Origin of the sequence: Cytobacillus oceanisediminis (genome assembly GCF_003182355.1) — a bacterium.
Classification (GTDB): domain Bacteria; phylum Bacillota; class Bacilli; order Bacillales; family Cytobacillaceae; genus Cytobacillus; species Cytobacillus oceanisediminis_A.
The window spans coordinates 23,073-43,302 of record NZ_QGTW01000009.1 but is presented as its reverse complement, the minus strand read 5'-3'; the positions used below and the strand labels follow the sequence as shown (position 1 = coordinate 43,302).

The 20,230-nt window shown below is 38.0% G+C and carries 17 protein-coding genes and 2 pseudogenes; 10 read left to right on the top strand and 9 right to left on the bottom strand.

Annotation, left to right across the window (positions count from 1 at the left end):
• Positions 1-357 precede the first annotated feature (357 nt).
• The 3 genes from DFO73_RS16625 (at position 358) to DFO73_RS16615 (ending at position 3,056) form a co-directional block, all read left to right on the top strand.
• Positions 358-969 (top strand): DUF421 domain-containing protein, encoded by a 612-nt coding sequence (locus tag DFO73_RS16625; RefSeq protein ID WP_110065843.1) that lies wholly within the window; start codon positions 358-360, stop codon positions 967-969.
• 21 nt (positions 970-990) lie between these two features.
• Positions 991-2,286, top strand: coding sequence for a chloride channel protein (locus tag DFO73_RS16620; RefSeq protein ID WP_110066024.1), 1,296 nt, complete (start codon positions 991-993; stop codon positions 2,284-2,286).
• A 236-nt stretch (positions 2,287-2,522) separates the two neighbouring features.
• The gene (locus tag DFO73_RS16615) at positions 2,523-3,056 is read left to right on the top strand and encodes a CBO0543 family protein (protein WP_110065842.1); all 534 of its coding nucleotides are present in this window, start codon (positions 2,523-2,525) and stop codon (positions 3,054-3,056) included.
• A gap of 287 nt (positions 3,057-3,343) precedes the next feature.
• Here the strand turns inward: DFO73_RS16615 and DFO73_RS16610 are convergent, their stop codons facing one another.
• Both DFO73_RS16610 and DFO73_RS16605 read right to left on the bottom strand, forming a co-directional pair.
• Entirely contained in the window at positions 3,344-3,568 is a 225-nt protein-coding gene (locus tag DFO73_RS16610; RefSeq protein WP_110065841.1) for a hypothetical protein, read from the bottom strand.
• 386 nt (positions 3,569-3,954) lie between these two features.
• Positions 3,955-4,110, bottom strand: coding sequence for a hypothetical protein (locus DFO73_RS16605; protein ID WP_258309521.1), 156 nt, complete (start codon positions 4,108-4,110; stop codon positions 3,955-3,957).
• A gap of 136 nt (positions 4,111-4,246) precedes the next feature.
• Here DFO73_RS16605 and DFO73_RS16600 point away from each other — a divergent pair, with 136 nt between their 5' ends.
• The 7 genes and pseudogenes from DFO73_RS16600 (at position 4,247) to DFO73_RS16575 (ending at position 11,882) form a co-directional block, all read left to right on the top strand.
• On the top strand, positions 4,247-5,659 hold the full coding sequence (locus tag DFO73_RS16600) for a sigma-54 interaction domain-containing protein (RefSeq protein ID WP_110065840.1): 1,413 nt from the start codon (positions 4,247-4,249) through the stop codon (positions 5,657-5,659).
• Positions 5,660-5,804: 145 nt separating this feature from the next.
• Entirely contained in the window at positions 5,805-6,785 is a 981-nt protein-coding gene (gene speB / locus DFO73_RS16595) for an agmatinase (RefSeq protein WP_110065839.1), read from the top strand.
• Positions 6,786-6,796: 11 nt separating this feature from the next.
• Positions 6,797-6,961 (top strand): hypothetical protein, encoded by a 165-nt coding sequence (locus DFO73_RS28750; RefSeq protein WP_181396039.1) that lies wholly within the window; start codon positions 6,797-6,799, stop codon positions 6,959-6,961.
• A pseudogene (locus DFO73_RS29860) lies at positions 6,931-7,979 on the top strand (aldehyde dehydrogenase family protein). The gene DFO73_RS28750 and the pseudogene DFO73_RS29860 overlap by 31 nt, the downstream one beginning before the upstream one ends.
• An 84-nt stretch (positions 7,980-8,063) precedes the next feature.
• Positions 8,064-9,449: a purine-cytosine permease family protein gene (locus DFO73_RS16585; protein WP_110065838.1), complete on the top strand. Its 1,386-nt coding sequence runs from the start codon at positions 8,064-8,066 to the stop codon at positions 9,447-9,449.
• A gap of 3 nt (positions 9,450-9,452) precedes the next feature.
• Positions 9,453-10,277 carry a carbon-nitrogen hydrolase family protein gene (locus DFO73_RS16580; protein ID WP_110065837.1) on the top strand — a complete coding sequence of 275 codons (825 nt, stop codon included), beginning with the start codon at positions 9,453-9,455 and terminating at the stop codon, positions 10,275-10,277.
• Between the two features lie 192 nt (positions 10,278-10,469).
• Positions 10,470-11,882 (top strand): sodium:solute symporter, encoded by a 1,413-nt coding sequence (locus DFO73_RS16575; RefSeq protein WP_110065836.1) that lies wholly within the window; start codon positions 10,470-10,472, stop codon positions 11,880-11,882.
• Positions 11,883-12,314: 432 nt separating this feature from the next.
• Here DFO73_RS16575 and DFO73_RS16570 read toward each other — a convergent pair.
• From DFO73_RS16570 to DFO73_RS16535, 7 genes and pseudogenes are all read right to left on the bottom strand, one after another.
• Positions 12,315-12,798 (bottom strand): annotated as a pseudogene (locus tag DFO73_RS16570) (GNAT family N-acetyltransferase).
• Positions 12,799-13,060: 262 nt separating this feature from the next.
• A complete protein-coding gene (locus DFO73_RS16565; protein WP_375137330.1) occupies positions 13,061-14,083 on the bottom strand; it encodes a DUF2332 domain-containing protein in 1,023 nt (340 codons plus the stop codon).
• 470 nt (positions 14,084-14,553) lie between these two features.
• Positions 14,554-14,685: an FbpB family small basic protein gene (locus DFO73_RS16555; RefSeq protein ID WP_110065833.1), complete on the bottom strand. Its 132-nt coding sequence runs from the start codon at positions 14,683-14,685 to the stop codon at positions 14,554-14,556.
• Between the two features lie 191 nt (positions 14,686-14,876).
• Positions 14,877-16,400 carry a CoA-acylating methylmalonate-semialdehyde dehydrogenase gene (locus DFO73_RS16550; protein ID WP_110065832.1) on the bottom strand — a complete coding sequence of 508 codons (1,524 nt, stop codon included), beginning with the start codon at positions 16,398-16,400 and terminating at the stop codon, positions 14,877-14,879.
• A 31-nt stretch (positions 16,401-16,431) separates the two neighbouring features.
• Positions 16,432-16,917 carry a hypothetical protein gene (locus DFO73_RS16545; RefSeq protein ID WP_110065831.1) on the bottom strand — a complete coding sequence of 162 codons (486 nt, stop codon included), beginning with the start codon at positions 16,915-16,917 and terminating at the stop codon, positions 16,432-16,434.
• On the bottom strand, positions 16,914-18,488 hold the full coding sequence (locus DFO73_RS16540; protein ID WP_110065830.1) for a sodium/proline symporter: 1,575 nt from the start codon (positions 18,486-18,488) through the stop codon (positions 16,914-16,916). Before DFO73_RS16540 ends, DFO73_RS16545 begins: the two co-directional genes overlap by 4 nt.
• Before the next feature lie 231 nt (positions 18,489-18,719).
• A complete protein-coding gene (locus tag DFO73_RS16535; protein ID WP_110065829.1) occupies positions 18,720-20,072 on the bottom strand; it encodes an aspartate aminotransferase family protein in 1,353 nt (450 codons plus the stop codon).
• Between the last annotated feature and the right edge of the window lie 158 nt (positions 20,073-20,230).

The window sequence follows — 20,230 nt, the reverse complement described above, 5'->3', positions numbered from 1 at the left end:
ACATCGAAGAGGGTTTCTATTTATAAAACCCGGAATAAATTAAAAAGAGTGTAACGAACAAAGCCTAATAAAAATATATTTTTTGTTTCTTATTAAACATTCCCCAAAAGTAACTCTTCATATATTCCAACGCCCAAAAAACAAGGACCTATTAAGGTCCTTTTGAACTAAAGCACCCTATTAAGTTAAAGACGTCACAAGCTCTTCCACACTTTAACACTTCTTCCCCCCTTATATGTGTTGTTCCAGAAGCTGGTCTTATAAAATTGTTATAAAAAAAACCATATTGTCCTAATGGGAATAATTTTTAACATTTTTAGCAACATACATATTGATTGCTAGAAAGGGGGAATGTTTTTGAATTTACATTTCATATGGAAAGCTATTGTCATTGTCATTGGAGGAGTACTTATTTTGCGGTTAGCTGGAAGAAAGTCAATTTCCCAACTTACGGTTGCTCAAACTGTCATGATGATAGCTGTAGGTTCATTAATAATTCAACCGGTAAGTGACAGAAACATTTGGATTACTATGTTGATTACATTTTTAATGGTTATTACCCTTATTTTTATTGAGTATATCGTTTTGAAATCTGATGCTATAGAGACTTTTATTTACGGAAAATCTGTTTTGGTGGTAGAAAATGGACAAATTAATGAAAGCAATCTAAAAAGGTTGCGATTAACTATTGATATGCTTGAAGTACGATTGAGACAGCAAAACATTCAAAAGATTAGTGATTTGCAATGGGCTACAATAGAATCGAACGGTCAGTTAGGATATATGTTAAAACCCAATAAGCAATACGCTACCAAAGATGATATTCAAATGCTGAAATCTCTGATTGAAGCGAATCAGTCTAACCCACCCATTGAGACAGCAGTTACTCAAACAAGTGGATCAGATAACATTTTCAAGGAAGTTAAAAATAAAAAGCATAAAGAAGAGCCTTCAGAACATTTGAAATGAGGTAAAAGCTGAGTGAATACAATGCTAAAGTATAAGAACTTTTTTTCAGTTCTTGGTCAATGGATATTTTTTGGAACCATAATTGGTATAATTGTTGGTTCGACAACGGCTTTCCTTTTAGAGACAAACGACTATCTAGGAGAAGTACGAGAAAAAAGTGGATGGCTTATATTCCTTCTCCCGCTTGGAGGAATTGTTATTGGATACATATATATGAATTACGGAAAAGTACTTTTAAATAATACTTTACATGACGCTTCCGAACTAAATAATCTAGTAATAGAGGGGGTTCATGGAAAGAAAAAGGTTCTACGGCGAATGGGACCTATCGTCTATTTGGCAACCTTCATAACAGTCATTTTTGGTGGTTCTACCGGAAGAGAGGGAGCAGCTGTCCAAATGGGCGGGAGTGTAGCTGAAATAGTTAACAAGTTCTTCAAGGTAAACATATTCGACATTAAAATTTTAATCATGTGTGGTATAAGTGCTGGGTTTGGTGCTGCCTTTGGAACACCCATAACAGGTGCTGTTTTTGGGATGGAAATGGCTGCTTTAGGAAAGCTGAAATTTGAAGGGCTTGTCCCTTGTCTTGTAGCCAGTTTTGTTGGTCACTTTATGACCACAGCAGCTTGGGGACATAAACACGAAGAATTCATTATACAAACCGTACCAGAAATATCTTTTATTACATTTATAAAAGTTATTCTTCTATCCGTTATTTTCAGTCTATTAAGTATCTCATACTGTCAATTGAGGCATGGTATACAGAATGCAACTGAAAAATTTTTTAAGAAAAACCATATGAAAAGAGCTTTTGTTGGGGGAATTATCATTGTAGTATTAACTTTAATTGTTGGTTCACAAGATTACAATGGTCGAGGCTTAGACATGTTAGAACAATCTTTTAAAGAAGAGGTTCCTCCCTTTGCCTTCCTAGCCAAGCTAGTATTTACCGCAGTTACTCTTGGAACTGGCTTTGTTGGCGGAGAAGCCATACCTATATTTTTTATGGGAGCAACATTAGGTAATACCCTTCACTCATTCATAGATTTACCTTTGTCATTTCTCGCTGCACTAGGGCTGATTGCTACGTTTAGTGGCGCTGCTAATACTCCTATAGCAGCTTTCCTATTGGCAATGGAAATGTTTAATGGAAAGGGAGTAGAGTATTTTTTTGTTGCTTGTCTGGTTAGCTATATATTTTCAGGACACCATGGACTATGGCCATCTCAAAAAATATATGAACCAAAGAGCAGATTATATAATATCGCTAACGGTGAAACCATTGAGAATATTGAAAAAAAGAAAAACCCTTAGGTTAGGTAGTTAATGATTGTCAAACCCCGAATTCTTAATCCAGTCCTTTGGTATTGGTATTCAGCCATTCTCTCAGCGTCACATAAAAGGTGGTTTGGTTCAGAAACGCTCATCCAAATAATATATAAAACTCAAAAGACATTTACTGTATTAATAATTATATACCCAATATCCAAACGTTGAATTAAAACAAATAAAATAGAAATACTAGTTAGAAAAAATGGAGATGGTTCTATATGGATGAGATTGAAAAGGAGTTAATTACTTTACAAGAAAGATACGCCACTTTAGCTATTGAAAATTGGTTATCGGGGGCGGTATTAACTTGGAAATGGTGGTTTCTTGTATTCATGTTTATATTTCCATGGTTAATTTTCATTAAATATCTTGATAGAGATCGGGCTCTTCAAATTTGGAATTTTGGACTAATAATAATCATTATTACAACTTTTACTGACGACTTAGGCAGTGAATTAAGTGCCTGGATTTATCCTATAAAATTTGTTCCTGTTGGTCTTCTTGCATTTCCATTTGACTATTCAATAATTCCAGTGGCGTATATGTTGATATATCAATATTTTAAAGCATGGAAAACATTTAGTATTGCTCTTCTTAGTCAAGCTACCATTTTTGCATTTGTTGGGGAGCCTTTTTCTGTTTGGCTTGGAGTTGTTACATATTTAAAGTGGGAATACATTTATTCATTTGTTTTTTATATAGTTACTGGACTTGCAGCTAGATTTTTTATACAAAAATTCACATCATATTAGTTTAGAAAATAGTCTAATTACTCTTTTCCTTCTTTAACTCCCTCGGTTTAATACGATTATCTCACGAATACTCGCTTATTCGCAGGATTTCATTCGTCTAGGATCTAAATCTCTTAATCGAAAGGAGTGGTTTTTTTCATTTCCGATAAATAAAGATTCTTGGTGATACATCAAAGTAGGTGTTTAAAACTTATCGTTAAAAAAAGCAATCACTAATTTGACAACATATACCCATGGTGATTCTTTCCATGTTCTCTATCCGCTTTTCATTGTTTATGAACATTCATTTAATCATACTCCTCATAATTTTTTTTGCGCAGGACCTCCTTTGGAACATCTATACCCCTAGATCCTCTAATATCAACTTCCTCTACTTCTGCTGGATAATAAACGATAAAACTTTCCGGTTTTACTTTTGCCAACCTTTTTGGTAATTCCTCAAGTTCAGGATGCCAAGCAATTGTCCCTTTTCTTGCACTTATTATGACTACAATATCGTCCTCTTTTAACATAGATACGTAATACTCTTGTAAGGATGGCCAACTTTTTAATTTTCTTATCTCAGTAGGAGGATCGGGCTTAATTTTCTTTATATATTTTTCATAAGTCTCTGGTAGGTTATGAAGTTGGACTATTGGATCAAGCCACTGTTAATGCAGTCATTATTATGACCTTATTAACATGTATAGTAGGTCCATATTTCGTTGAAAAGTATAAGGTAGAAGCAAGCGTTGCAGCTGCTTGCGGTATTGTTAGACCAATCATTACATTCTGTTCTGTCTTTGAATATCTATAAAACTTGCTAATAATTATAGGAGCAGATGCTTTTCCTATAAATACTGAAAGAAGAATAGCTCCTGTAATAATCCATGCTTTTGGATTATTAAATAACAGGTAGTTAGAGTGCCCCTTCTCCTTTTTCAGTAAAAGTAGGCATTGTATTAAAAGGTCCCCTATGAACATGCTGTTCCTTCTCAGCTAATAACGCCATTGCTTTTGGACCTGGAATGCTGGTTTTTAAGTCAATAAATTTTTTATTTTGTACTGTTTTCATCTTTTGGCCTCCTAAAAATTTATTCTGACTTTAACAATGCAATTTCCATGCCAGCTTTAAAAAGAGCCTTATAAACAAGTAAAAATAATTATGATAAAATTATGATAAATTCGACAATTTTTACGGAGGCATTTCCATGGACAATTACAGTTTATTAATGAGAGAAATAGAAGCCATCTTAAGGGCTTCTAAAGATAATATTGTCATAACAGACGGGTACGGAACAGTTTTAAGGGTAAGTCCCAATTGTGAGTCTGTATATGGAAAAAAAGCGTCTTATTTAATTGGAAAGACAGTAGACGAGCTTGAATCTGAATCAATCTTTTCTCCCTCCATCACCAAGGTAGTTCTGAAAGAGAAAAAACATATGCAGGTTATGCAGCATACGCCCACAGGCCGAATGGTGATGGCAACAGGGCTGCCGGTTTTTGATGAGAATGGTTCAATTATTCGTGTGATCAGCTTCTCTCATGATTTAACTGAAATTCAGGATTTAAAAGAAGATTACGAGGAACTTCAGGCCAAAATGGAGCGGTACCAGACAGAGATTCAGGAGTTAAGGGAAAATCACCTTGATCCAGCCGATTTTGTTGTTAAAAGCAAAGCCACACAGCAAATTTGGCAGTTTATCCAGCGGGTTGCAAAGTCTGATGCCACTGTTGTTTTCCTGGGAGAATCAGGCGTTGGAAAAAATGTTTTTGCCCGCGCCTTGCATCATGGAAGCAAAAGAAAAAATGAAAGTTTTATAGAGGTCAATTGCGGGGCTATTCCCGAGTCCCTTTTCGAATCGGAAATGTTTGGTTATGAAGCCGGATCCTTTACAGGAGCGAATAAGAAAGGAAAAGCTGGACTGATTGAGCTTTCTGACAAAGGAACGCTCTTTTTAGATGAAATTGGAGAGCTTCCCCTGGCTGTCCAGGCAAAGCTACTTAAAGCCCTGCAAGAAAAGAAGGTTACGAGAGTCGGAGGAGTAAAAACGAAAAATATCGATTTTCGTCTGATTGCCTCCACTAATCAAAACCTTGAGGATATGGTAAAAAAAGGTTCTTTTAGAGAAGACCTGTTTTACCGGCTCAATGTGCTTCCGATTACAGTCCCTCCTTTGCGTGAAAGGAAAGAAGATATTTTGATTTTATCTCACTTTTTTCTTAAAGAATTTAATGAAAAATATGAAACGAATAAGTTTTTTCATCATGAAACCATGGAGGAGTTTATGCGGTATCCTTGGCCTGGGAACGTGCGTGAACTGCAAAACATGATAGAACGACTGGTCATTACAGCTGAATCTAGAACGATTTATCCAAATTCCCTCCCTTTCTATGCTGAAAGAGAAACAGCAGAACAGCTTTTCGCAAAACAAAAAAATGAGCCTTTGGAAGAAAACCATTCATCACTCCAGGAAGCCCTAGATTATGTGGAAAAACGCTGGTTAAAGCGTGCCTTTAAGCAATATAAAACCACCTATGAAATGGCCGAATACCTGGGTTTAAGTCAGTCAACTGTAGTAAGAAAGCTAAAAAAATACAATATTAATGCAAAAATGAATTAAAACCCATAAATGAATTAATAATCAATTGATTGATGCAAAATTGCATCAAGAAAGATGCAAAACCTCCTAATTACCTGCTTTTCCGTTTGGCATGAAACTTGCGAGTATATTTAACAAAATCAAATTTCATTTTAGGAGGTCCTCTATGTATAAGCCAAAAGATTCATCTAAATCCCCCCGCTTTTGCGGTGTTCGGACATTTATGAGGTTAGAACAAATTAAAACGACAGACCAGATTGATTTTGCAGTTCTTGGTGTTCCCTTTGATACAGCTGCATCTAACCGAACAGGACAAAGGCTCGGTCCTCAGCATATTCGAAATTTTTCCGTTCTGCTCCGGCCATACAATCCTGACATGGATATTAATATCTTTGATTATTGTTCGGGCGTTGACTATGGAGATATCGATGTTATTCCAGGGAATATCCATCGTACCTATGACAATATGGTTGCAGAGTTAACACCTCTTCTGGAGAAAAATGTGACCCCCATCATTATGGGCGGCGACCATTCCATTTCACTTGGCAACTTACGCGCATTCCATAAAAAGTATGGTCCAATTGCACTTGTACACTTTGATTCACATGGCGATACCTGGGATAACTATTATGGAGAAAAATATATGCATGGCACACCTTTCCGGCGTGCAGCAGAAGAAGGCTTGCTAGATATGAGCCATTCCATCCAGGTTGGCATGAGGGGGCCTCTCTACAGTCCTGATGATATCGAGGATGCAAGAGATCTTGGGTTTGAGGTAATTCCAATGAAAGAAGCCCGGGAGATCGGCTTAAAAGAAGTGATGAAACGCATCCATCAGCGCGTCGGCAGCTGTCCGGTATTTGTCTCCTATGATATCGACTTTGTTGATCCTGCTTATGCTCCAGGAACTGGTACACCGGAAGTTGGAGGACCAACAAGCTTTGAAGCACTGGAATATGTAAGAGGATTAGATGGATTGAATTTAGTTGGATTTGATTTAGTCGAGGTTCTTCCAACTTATGACCACAACGAAATTACAGCTGCTCTATCCTCTTCTATTATATATGAGATGATTACTTTAACAGCTTTGAAGAAAAAGAAGCTTCTCCTCCACCCAGTAGGACATGAAGGTACATTAGACATTTAAGGAGTAACCCGATGAGAGAGAGCCATCACCTATTTATTAATGGAGAATGGATAGCGGGTGAAGGAACAGAAAGAGCCATCCTTAACCCAGCCAATGAAAGCAAGATTTTTATCAGTTCAGGAAGCTTCAAAGAAACAAGCTTCAGATGCAGTTTTTGCAGCACGTTCAGCATTTGAAAATTCCCTGGAATTTTCCCCTTTTGCTGGGAATGTGGAAAATCTCCCCTGCTCTGGCTGCCGGCAATACAGTGGTGTTCAAACCATCCGAGTTAACAGCTTTATCTGCCATTCAGTTTACAGAGCTGATCGGCCAATGTGATTTTCCTCCTGGTGTCTTCAATCTTGTATTAGGCGCAGGCCTTCCGGTCGGTGAGACATTTGTCACCCACCCTGAGACAGATAAGGTTTCATTTACCGGAGGTTCAAAATCGGGGAAACTAATCAATCAGTTATGCGCCGGATCATTTAAGCGCGTCTCCCTGGAACTTGGGGGCAAGTCTCCCATCTTAGTGATGGAAGATGCTGATATTGATGCAGCTGTCGGATGGACTATCTTCGGTTCATTTTTTAATCAGGGAGAAGTTTGTGTGGCATCCTCCAGAATTCTTGTTCACGAAGATATCCATGAAAATTTCACTAACGCCCTGCTTGAAAAACTGCAGAATCTGACAATCGGGGACCCTTTAAGTGAAGATACGGAGATGGGGCCAATTATTAGCGAAGCCCATCTCAGCAAAATTTAAAAATATATTAACATTGGAAAAGAAGAAGGTGCTGTGCTTAGACTTGGCGGGGAACGACTTCCCCAAAAAGGCTACTACATTTCACCTGCTGTTTTTACAGATGTTTCACAGGATATGCGAATTGTACAGGAAGAATATTCGGGCCAGTCGTGACGATTCAGACATTTAAAAACGACGATGAAGCTATTCAACTCGCAAATGGAACAAGATATGGCCTGGCAGCCGGAATTTTATCCGGCGACTTACACAGAGCTGAACACTTGGCTTCCCGTTTAAAGGCAGGCACAATTTGGATCAATAGCTATCATACTCCGTATGTAGATGCGCCATGGGGGGGCTATAAGCAAAGCGGAATCGGTCGCGAACTCGGTCCTCAAGGACTATCCCGCTTTACAGAAACCAAGCATTTAAATATCACTCAGAATCTAGCGAAACCCGACTGGTATAAGTGAGAGCAGGTTCCGTGTCAAGAGCCACGGAACTCTCTATTTGCTAATTCAATTCAGAATATTCAAATTAATGGAAGGGGTAGAATTATGAGTCAGCTAACCGAACGTTTTGGTCACGATAATATAAGCCCAACTCCAAGAAGTGAACGAAGCATGAATTTCTTTTCAACTTTTACACTCTGGCTTGCAGCCAATGTGGTGATCACATCTGTCATGACCGGCATGATGTTTGTTCCCGATGTTTCTTTTAAAGATGCAATCCTAGCCATATTGATTGGATCTGCACTTGGAGCCATCCCCTTAGCATTAACAGGGAGAATCGGTACAAGAACCGGTCTTTCCACAATGGTTATCACAAGAGCAGCTTTTGGCCAAAAGGGAGCAATTTTACCTGCTATTGTAAATACAATTATTCTAGTTGGCTGGAGCTGGATCCAGGCCTATATGGCAGGGCTGAGCTTGAACTATGCTGTAAGCCATGCTACTGGCTACACCAATATTAACCTTTTTGTCATTCTGACAGAGGTGCTTGTTGTGGCAATCACCATTTATGGCCACCGTGGTGTAGAAAGCATTGAGAAGTGGGTTTCTGTAGCGATGCTGATTATGTCGGTATTAGTTTTCTACAAAATTTTTGTTACGTATGAGATGTCTACTCTCATCCAGATGAAGGCAAGCGAAAACCCTGCAATTTCAGGCATTATTGCTTTTGATATTGTTATTGCAACAGCCTTTTCATGGATGTCCACTGTTTGTGATTTTAACCGCTACTGTAAATCCGAGAAGAGCGGAATGTGGGGAACTTATTTTGGGTATCTGTTAGCTTCATTAATTGCCATGGGATTAGGAACCGTTGTAAGCGGATTCAGCATTTTATCAAATATGGAGCAAACCTATGATCCAACTGTTCTTCTTGCATCTTATGGCTTTGGATTTGTTGCTTCCATTGTAGTATTTTTGTCAGTCCTTTCCACAAACGTTATGGCTCTATACAGTGCAACAATGTCATTTATGAACGTTTTTCCTAAATCCGGTTTCTGGAAGCCGACAATAACATTAGGGATCTTATGTGTGCTTGGATCCCTTTTAAAAGAAACACTTATGACAAACTTTTTCAGTTTTATTCTGTTGATTGCCACACTGTTCATTCCGGTCTTCGCCATTGTCCTTGTAGACTATTTTATCGTAAAAAAAGGCTATTATGATGCCGAAGAAATTGTTCTTGATATAAAAGGTTCATACCAATATCAGCAGGGATTCAATATTTCCGCGTGCTTAACGTATATTCTGGGGGCTGTATTTGCCTACTATTTTACGTATAATCACCCGCTTAGCATCGGTGCAACCATTCTGACTTTTATTCTTTCAGGTTCGCTATATTATGGACTAATGGCTGTTACGAAGCAGTTAATACCGAATCAGGTCTTCGAGACTGAAACAAAATTGGATGGACCGCCCAAATTGGAGGCCTAATTTATGCTGGCAAAACCAAACATTGCAATTGCACAGAGCGATTTTAGAAATGGGGATCTCTCTTATAATATCAGCAAGATGAATAAACTGGCCCGGGAGTGCAGGGAACAGACCCCTGATGCAAGCCTGCTTATTTTTCCAGAACTATCGGTATCAGGCTATTTTCTCTCACCGGGCCTGAAAGAGCTGGCAGAATTCCAAAAAGGCAGCAGCTTTGCAAAAATGAGTGAAATAGCGCAGCACCATAAAATGTGGATACTTTACGGATACCCAGAGAAGGATCGTGAAGGAAAGGTGTATAACTCCATTCAGCTAATTAATCCCAGGGGAGAAAGTGTTGCAAACTACAGGAAGATTCATTTAACGCCGGGTGAAAAAGAACTGTTTACCCCCGGCTCTGAACCGGTAATGGTTGAAACAGAGCTTGGAAACATCGGTTTGTTGATTTGCTGGGATCTTGCTTTCCCGGAATTGGCCAGAACATTAGCTTTAAAAGGAGCAGACCTCCTTCTAGCCCCTAGCGCATGGGAGTCTCCATATGAAGCCCCATTTTACCAGTTTGCTGCATCAAGGGCGATCGATAACACCGTCTATGTTGCTGCCTGTAACCATACGGGAATCTCTAAGGACTTATCTTTCTTTGGAAAGTCCGCCATTTTCGCACCGGATGGAACAAATTTGGCGATTTGCAAGGAAAAAAAAGAACATATTATCACCGCTGCATTAGATTACAGCTGGCGCAATCATATCAAAGAAACATTTTTTACGATGCTGTCAGACCGCAGGCCTGATGTTTATCGGCAAGGAGAGGAAAAAAATGAATATTAGAAAAATCGTTGATTTATCGAACGGCTCACCTGTTAGAGCTGTAGCAATAGATATGGTTAAACAAATATAGCTTTTCAGGAAGGGAAGGACAATCGCCTAGAAGTTGCCTTCCCTTCCAAATTTCCATAACTAAGATCAATCAATGCAGCTTGCTTGTAAGTTACTAAGAATCTATTAAATGGAGGTCATTTAGTGAATGTAATTGACATTTTTATTATATTGGGATATTTTGCTGTACTTATTCTTGTCGGTGTAATTGGCTCCAGAAGGGCGAAGAGTTCGGAAGACTACATTCTTGCAGGAAGAAATCTCGGGTTTTTTATGTACTTCGGCTGTCTTGCAGCCGTCATTCTCGGAGGGGCTTCCACCATTGGTACAACTCAGCTTGGCTATGAATATGGAATATCCGGCATGTGGCTCGTATTCATGCTGGGGTTTGGCATTATGCTCCTGGGTATATTCCTAATTAAGAGAATAACAGCATTTAAAGTAATGACGATTAGTGAATATTTGGGACAACGGTTCAATTTTCAAACGCAATTAATTAGTGCCCTTGTTGCTTCTATTTATGCCATGATGGTAACTGTTACACAAGTCATTGGAATAGGCACTATTTTAAATGTACTGCTTGGCTGGAGCTTGACTCCATCCATGCTTGTTGGCGGAGGCATTGTTTTATTCTATACCATTCTTGGAGGCATGTGGTCGGTGACTATGACCGACATCATTCAATTTATTGTTATGACATTGGGGGTTTTCTTCATCATGCTTCCAATGAGTATCTCGAGTGCAGGGGGCTGGAGTCAGCTTTCACTTCAGCTGCCTGAAGCCTATTTCAGTTTTTCCGGAATTGGCTTATCGAAAGTTTTTCACTACTTTTTATTATTTGGGCTTGGAATGGTAGTGGCCCAGGACATTTGGCAGCGTGTCTTTACCGCTAAAACCATCAAAATCGCTCGTACTGGAACAGTGTTTGCCGGGGTTTACAGCTTATTTTATGGATTGGCTGTCAGCTTAATCGGAATGAGCGCCTTTGTCGTTCTTCCAAATCTCCAAAGTACACAAAATGCTTTTGCAAGCATGGCTCTTGAAACACTTCCACCTGGAGTTCTTGGTTTTGTGCTGGCCGGTGTCATATCAGCCTTAATGTCAACGGCATCAGGAACATTACTAGCCTCATCAACACTCATAACCAACGATATAATTAAAAGCTATTTTTGCAAAAACATTAATGAAAGACAGTTTCTCATACTTTCAAGACTAGTTACGTCCATAATAGGGATTGCCACCATTGTTTTCGCTCTTTGGATTCAAGATGTGCTTGTAGCACTAGATGTAGCGTATGCTGTATTATCTGGAGCTGTTTTTGTTCCAATTATTCTCGGATTCTTTTGGAAAAGATCTACAGCCAAAGCTGCCTTTTACTCCATTATTGCCAGTACTATAACCATTCTGATAGGTCTCGCTATTGAGGGCATTACTTCTACCAATCCTATTCTCTACGGAATTGCCACTAGTTTTGCAATCATGGGACTTGTTACATTTAACAGCCAGAAATCTGATATTAAAGAACCAGTCGGCAGCCCAGAGCAGGTTGATTCTTAGAGTAAAAATGAGGTTAATAAGAAACCCCTTAGTTTTTTACTAACATACAAAAATCTCCTGGTTAATCCTCCAGGAGTTTTTTTGCATATTTGTGTTTTTATTTGGCTCTTCTAAAAGGTTGTTGTTTTTAAATAGGTTATGGTGAATAGAAACTGATAAAAAAGGTTGGTTGATTGCAGCGTAAGGTGCGAGATCCTCGAAAATACATTCGCATTTCCATGTGGGGTGATTATTCGAGGCTACTTATTCAAAGTCCTGCAGGAATAGCAGGACAGGTGAGACCCTACAGGTGCTGCGTGCCTAGGAGGCACCGCCTGCTCCGCGTTTCGCTGAGCACCTGGAGTGGAAATCAACCTTTCCTCACTACTTGTTAAAAAGCAATAAAGTGGCTCAGCCAAACTCGAATTTAGCACCCATTTAGCTTAATAATATTTAGACTTTTAAAACCATTCGTACTGTTTTTAAAGTATGTCCATCAAATTCATCATCAAACTCTTTAACAACTTCAAAACCTTTTGCTTCATAAAAGGTCTTCCCTATTTTATTATCCTTTTCTACGTTGATATAAATCTCTTTTATACCGTATAAATCATCGATTCCTTTTTGTAACAACGCTGAACCTATTCCTTTACCTTGTTGTTCCGGATAAATAAATAGCACCTAATTCAGCTTTACCACTTTCTCGTACTGGAGAAAAGTTAGCAAAACCAACAACTTCACCTGCTATTTCTGCTACAAAGAGAAAAGAACGTTCTAAACGTTGTTTCATCCTTTCATCATTGTAGGCAGTTTTTAAGAAATTTTCTTGCACCTCCAAAGGAATTATTCCTTCATAAATAGCATTCCAACTTGTTTTTGCCACGTCTTGTACTTGCTTTGTATCTTTGGGTTGCATTTTACGAATTGTAAAATCCATTCAAACCCCTCCTGTAATATAATGGTATAACTTTAAATTCAAGAGGTAATATTTGATATCCTTTTTTTGGCCCTAAAAAGGAAAAATCACTACCAGATTTAAGGATAGCACCCTTTAATGGAAGATTACTTACAATAGTTCTTACTTAGATAACACCTCTAAATCAATAAGTAAAAAGCCTTTATAATAATCCCATATATTTGAAGCTTCCATATAGTAGCATCTTCACCGAAGTACATATGAATAATTGGTATTTCACTTTTCAAAACCATTTAAACCATCTACCGTGTCCATCGATTTCTGCAATAGTATTTTGACTCTCAATACCATCCAAATAATAATCTAGATGTAAGTATCTATCTTGAATGTTATTGTAAATATGGAATACATCTCTTTTCTCACCAATAGCTTCAACAGTTTGTAACAGGTGTTTTTTCATTTCTAATGGCATTTGGTTTGCAACGTGAGTATGAAAAATGCAAATCACACTGTCCTCTGGAATATTGTCAACATATTTAGTTAATAAACTTATCCCATCACCATCAACCAAACTCACTTGACCCTCCTTAATATAACTTGCAGCTTCTTCAAACATAAACAACCTCTCTTTATGTTCGGGCCATATTAAGGATTTAAGCCATAATGTCTCTTCCTCATCATTTAAATCAATTGTATTTAAATCTAAGCCAAACCTGGTTGAAACTGGCGGTGGTGTCGAGTGGAGAATTGGAGTATTTTCGCCTTTTATTTCTGCTGTAATCTTAAGCTTAGAATCTTTATTACCATAAATGTCACTATGCCCGTATGAATATGAATATTTATCCCAAAGAAGCTGTAACCCTGCACTCGTTCCGATTTCTATAAGAGCTAATGGTTTCTTTGCCTTCTCGTAAATAGTACAAAAAGCAGGATAAAGGTACGCACATCTTCGTACTTCATTTGTTTGAACAAGCCTAGCTTTGAGAATCGACTCAATTTCATTTCGATATTTGAAGCAAAAACCTTTAAAGAATTCAAACGATTTCTTATATGATTTTGGATTACTTACGATACTCGGGTAATATTCTTTTAATGGATGGTCCTTACCTTTTAGTAAAAGATAGTGTACTGCACCAAATAGCAGGTTTGGAATAGGTTGCCCCTCTCGTGCGTTACTACATATTTCTAGAAGATTATCATCCCTAGAAATTTTTATGGACAAATGTTCGTATAATAAGCTAGACCCCTTACATTCCTTTTCGGCAAAAGTCAAAAAAGTACGAGACAAAACTTCGTTATTAAACAAAGAAACTCCCCCTTTCATACAATCTCTTAATAAATTCAACAGTTACCAAAAAAAACCTTTTAGTCATTTGAATAGTTAAAAATTAGATTATTACAAAAGGGTTGAGGGCGTAAGCCTAGGGGATTCGGCCTGTTGGAAGCTAAGTCGGATTTCGTACTTGTATGATTCGGGGAGCAAAAGGGTGGAAAAACAAAATAAAAAGCAGCCGAGTCCGGCTGCTACCCTTTATTCAGGGAATTAATGTTTTGTGTCATGGATTTACGAAGAGGCTTGATACCAAAATTCCTTTTGCCGGTGAAAAGGGAGGAATCACTAAAGATTTTCTCCCACTGCTGCCGTTGCTCAAGGGTTATATTTTCCATATTAGGTTAGGCTATCTTTACCAATTTTACTTAGTACCAACATCAACATTCTCAACAAATTAATAATGTGAAAAGCTTATAACGGCTTAAATTTTGATATAGAAAAAATTAGGCTAGTCTTTTTAATGAATATCGTTCTTCTATTCGTTTTTCAATTCTCTCCAAAGCCTTTTTATCATTTAAAAGATCCTGTTTATTTTCTTCGATAAGCTCTTTTAATGATTTAATATCTTTACGCACCTTAATACAGCCCACTTTCAATATATTTGTTTGAATATTCAATATTATAATAATACACTATATAACCGCTCTTAAGACTCGATTATTGTGAACAATTTGTGAATTTTCCGACATATTAAAGATCCACTAATAAAGTAAGAAACATTTAATTGTCTATATTCTCTGTTCATATGTAATCGGCTTTAGTCACACTAGCGGTTACTGGGAAAATCAAATACCACTTTCTCATCATTTATTTTTGTTTCAGGCCATCTTTCAGATATGGTTTTTGATTTTGTAAAGAAGCGGGCTGTATCTGGGCCGAACATATGACCTTCACCAAATTTTGAGCGTTTCCAGCCACCAAAGTTATGATAACCGACTGGTATAGGAATCGGCACATTCACCCCAACCATACCTACTTCAATATTTTCCGTAAACTTCCGTGCAGCTGAGCCATTTGCTGTGAAAATAGTGACCCCATTCCCATATTCATGGTTATTAATCAAATCTATGGCCTCCTCCAAGCTATTTACACGAACAACGATCCGTGCTGGTCCAAATACCTCTTCACGATATATATGCATATGTGGCTTTACATGATCTAATAGTGTTGCTCCAAGATAAAAACCCTTCTCATTTTTTACCTTTGGGTTCCGTCCATCCACACATAAATAGGCACCTTCTTCAATACTTTCTTCAATATACTTAATGACCGTATCCTTTGCTTCTTGTGTGATAAGTGCCCCAAAGTCAACGTTCTCGTCATTAAATGAACCAACCTTTAGTTCTTCTACTTTCGTTTTTAATTTTGCAACAAAGTCTTCAGCTGTTTTTTCACCGACTGGAACTGCTGCTGAAATGGCCATACAACGTTGTGAAGCTGCACCATAGGCTGCGCCAATAAAAGAATTCACGGCTAAGTCTAGATCCGCATCTGGCATAATGATCATATGATTTTTTCCACCGCCAAAAGCAGCGACCCTCTTATGATTCCTGCAGCCTTCCTCATAGATATATTGCGCCACACGTGTAGAGCCGACAAATGAAACAGCAGGTATATCAGGATGGGATAAGATGGCATCAACTGCTTCTTTATCACCATTAATAATGTTCCAAACCCCATCAGGTAAGCCAGCCTTCTTCCATAATTCAGAGAAATAGAGCGCGGTATTGGGGACACGTTCAGATGGTTTTAAAATCACCGCATTCCCGCAAGCAACCGCCATAGAGGTCATTGCCACTGGAACCATGAATGGAAAATTGAATGGTGCTATCGCAGCAACCACTCCAAGCGGCTGTTTAATAGAATAAGAATTTATTTGTCCACCTACATTAACAGAATATTCCCCTTTTAATAAATGTGGGGCGTTAATAGCCAAGTCAACTGACTCTATGCCTCTTGCTATTTCACCTTTTGCATCAGAAATGGTCTTACCACTTTCAAGACCAATTAAATGGGCAATTTTGTCTGTCTCCTCTACTATTAAACTTCTAAACCGATGAAGTACTTCTATTCTTTTACCTACAGAAGTTCGCTTCCAATCTAAAGCGGCTTTTTTTGCAACTTCAACGGTTTCATTAACTTCTTCCACTGTAGCATACGGAACTAACGCCAGGATATCACCGGTCGATGGTTTATAGACTTTTCCAAAACGTTCGCTTCTTCCTTTTCTCTTTTTTCCACCAATAAAGTGATATAGTTTTTCAACAGTTACTTGTTCTTTAGTATTCATGTCAACCAAATCTCCCTTCGTTAAACGTTGTTTATATTGGATGGTAGCTACCGCTTATAGCATCAACAATTAGTTGTTGTTCTCCTATCCCATTCATGCTATATTCTGCGAGCCAGTACGGACGGTAAAATAAAGAACTATTCGAAACTTGTAAATTGGGAATTGTGATAAACTTTGTTTTTTGCGAGATTGTTTGAAAGGTAAACCTCTCAGCTGCTTTTCTTGCTTCATCTTTTCCTATTTGTATAGGAAGTTTCCCTTCTGTTTCGATTTCGCGGTATGAAAATGCTGGTTTTACATCAATGATGGCTCCATGACCGCTTATTCCATCAATCGAACAAGCGATTTTACCATTTAAATTAATTAAACTCTTTGCACTTAGTTCAAATTCAAAAAAGTAGTATGGATAATATATTAATCGGCGTATATAGACATTTGCCATCCGATCGTATTGCTTAAATCCATCAAAAACATCTTGTTCTAGATATTCAAGTTCTTGCATTAATACTGTACTCATGAGTAACTATTCCTCACGCTTTTCATTTCATTTTTTAGAAACTTAGAAATATTTTTGGATTCCGGAGCTAAATTACGAGCGATATTTTGTTCAAATTTCTTTGAAAAGAAACGCTTATTTTTTGACTGTTCAAATATATCTATAATAGGTTGTGAAGGTTTGCGCCCAAAACAACTGCCCACAACCATTCCTAAAATAGAAATGAGTAAACCTGCTAAAAATGGATGAAGCCCAGTGACAGCTTCAAAATTCATTGAAGTCCAAACTATATTCGTTGTTGCTCCACCAATCATGGCGCATAAACAGCCAACATAATTTGCTTTTTTGGAGTAAACAGAAGCTACATAAGGAACGAGAAAACTATTACCTAATGTTCCAAAAGCAAAGACGGCTAGGCCAAAAATGGATGGTGGTTGATAGATAGCAACAATAATTCCAACAATTCCACCCCCGAGAATACACAGCCTAGATACAAGTACTGTATTTTTCATATTCGCATTTTTATGGATAAACCGCTGGTAGACATCACGAGAAAGAATCGTACCTGCCTGCATCAGTAATGAGTCAGCAGTAGACATGACGGCCGACATGACAGCCGATAAAAGAAGGGCAGCAAAGAAACCAGGAAACAATGTATAAGCTAATTCAGTAATGGCCATTTCTGGATCCTCTATATTCGGTAATAGAATAATCGCAATTAGGCCTAAGATATAGGGGACAAATATAAAGAATTGATTCCATACAGCACTGATGAGGATCGCACCTTTTACTGTCTTCGTACTTTTCATAGACATATGCCTTACAACCACATGAGGGAGACCCATATAACCAATGGAAAAAATAAGAATTGCTCCTAAAACAACACCCCATTGACCATAAAAGGCTAAGTCTTTCCCCCATATACTTAAATAGGTAGGATCAATTTGTTGTAAAGCAATATTTAATCCTGTCAGACCGCCTACATGGAAAAAAGCAAGGCAACCAATACCAACTATGCCTAAAACCATGATGACACCTTGTACAAAAGAGGTATATGCGACAGCCAAGTAACCACCTGCTACTGTATATATAACAATTACACTAACACCGATAATTAACGATATCTCATAAGAAAACCCAGTTAGTGTTGCCATCGCTTTTCCTGCAGCAATAAATTGAACAAAAACATAGGTAAAGAGGAAAACTATCGCAATTATGGAGCCCACAATACGTACCGCGCTACTCTCAAATCTTTTTTCTAAATATTCAATTGGTGAAAGTGCTCCTAATAATTCGGACAATCTTCTCATCCGTTTGCCTAAAACGGAAAGATTAATAATCGAGCCACCTGCATCACCAATGGCATACCAAACCGCATACCAGCCATATTGAAAAGCAAGTGCGGGTGCTCCCATAAACATGTATCCACTCATAGCAGTCGTTTGCATTGTCATCGCTGTGACAGCTGGACCAAGAGAGCGCCCCCCTAGTAAATATAGTTCTGTAGATTGTGAGGACTTACGAGAAAACCAAAGGCCTATACCTAATAGTGTAGCTAAATAAATAACAAAAATAACCCCATCAATGCTCAATGGTACCCCCCCCCTTAACTATTATTTTCTCTTTCTTCTGCATCATCTTCTTTCTTTAATTTGAAATACAAAATGATACCCAACCCCACCCAAATAAATGGCCATGGAACTATCAACCAAAATGTTTCTGCAGGTAAGTTAAACAGAAGATCACCTCCCTAACTAGCTTAAACTCTACTTTTTTTGTATTTTCGCCAATAAGTAGTTAGAAGAAAAGTTCCTCCATCGACCTCAAAGTTCTTTTATCTGATTTGTTAAAGTCTGAATAATAAATTCAATGTCATCTTCCGGAATATTTAATGGTGGTGCTAATTGTAAAACGTTATTAAATCCTGCAACGGTGGCTCCGTTTTTCCCTAGAATTAGACCTTTCTTTTTACAGCCCGTAATCACTTGATTAACGAGTTCCGATTCAAGCGGTTCCTTTGTTCCTTTGTCTTTTACAAGCTCAATTCCGACCATTAGCCCTTTGCCTCTGATATCCCCAACATATGGGTGACCAGATAGTTTATTGCTGAGTCTTTGTAATAGCTGCTCTCCTAATTGTTTGGAACGTTGAAATAAATTTTCTGTTTCTAGAATTTCAATATTTTTTAGCGCAAGCGCACATGCGGCTGGATTTCCACCAAATGTATTTACATGGCGAAAATAATCGTAATCGTTATCACCTTTAAAAGCATCATAAATTTCTTTTCTTACCGCCGTTGCGGATAATGGTAAATAGGCACTTGTAATTCCCTTGGCCATTGTGATAATATCTGGTTTAACTCCGTAATTCATGAACCCGAAAGGTTCTCCTGTTCGACCGAATCCACATATCACTTCATCGACAATCAATAAGGCACCATGCTTTTCACAAACCTCTTTGACACCCACCATATAGTTATCTGGTGGAACGATCACCCCACCGCCCGTTATAATCGGTTCCATAATAACAGCCGCAATTGTTTCACTTAATTCCCATGTCATGACATTGTCAATGTCTTTGACTGACTCTAAATCTTGTGGTATCGCATCCTTTTTATCAGAAGAACGATAAAGGTCAGGAGGTGGGACATGTAGAAATCCTGGAGCTAATGGCTCATATTTATATTTACGCTGTGCTTGCCCAGTTGCAGCAAGTGATCCCGCTGAATTCCCATGGTAAGCACGGTATCTGGAGATAATCTTGTAACGGCCATAATCCCCTTTTTGCTGATGATACTGTCTTACGATTTTGAATGCGGTTTCATTTGCCTCCGAGCCACTATTCGAGAAAAAAATGACATATTGTTCTCCAAGTAACTCATTTATTTTTTGTGCAAGCTGGATTGCTGGTTTATGACTTTGACTAAGTGGAAAATACGCCATTTCTTTTAATTGTTCATAGGCAGCTTCAGCTAATTCCGTTCTTCCATGCCCTACGTTCACACACCATAATCCCGCCAAAGCATCTAAGTATCGATTCCCATTATGATCTGTAATCCAAGAACCTTTTGCTTTTTCTGCAATAATGGTAGAATTAGGGCTATATGGCTTCATTGAGTGCCATACATACTCTTTATCTTTTGTTAAAAAATCTAATTCCTCTTTCGTTTTTGCCATTTACTCTTACCCCTTTCGTAATTATTTGAAAATTCATTAAACTTATTATCTCTTATATTCGAATACGAATCATTGGACGTTTTGTAAAATAAATCATCTATATATTTTGACAAATTGCAGATGGTAAAAGGCACAAAAAAGAGGGTAGTCAATTGTAG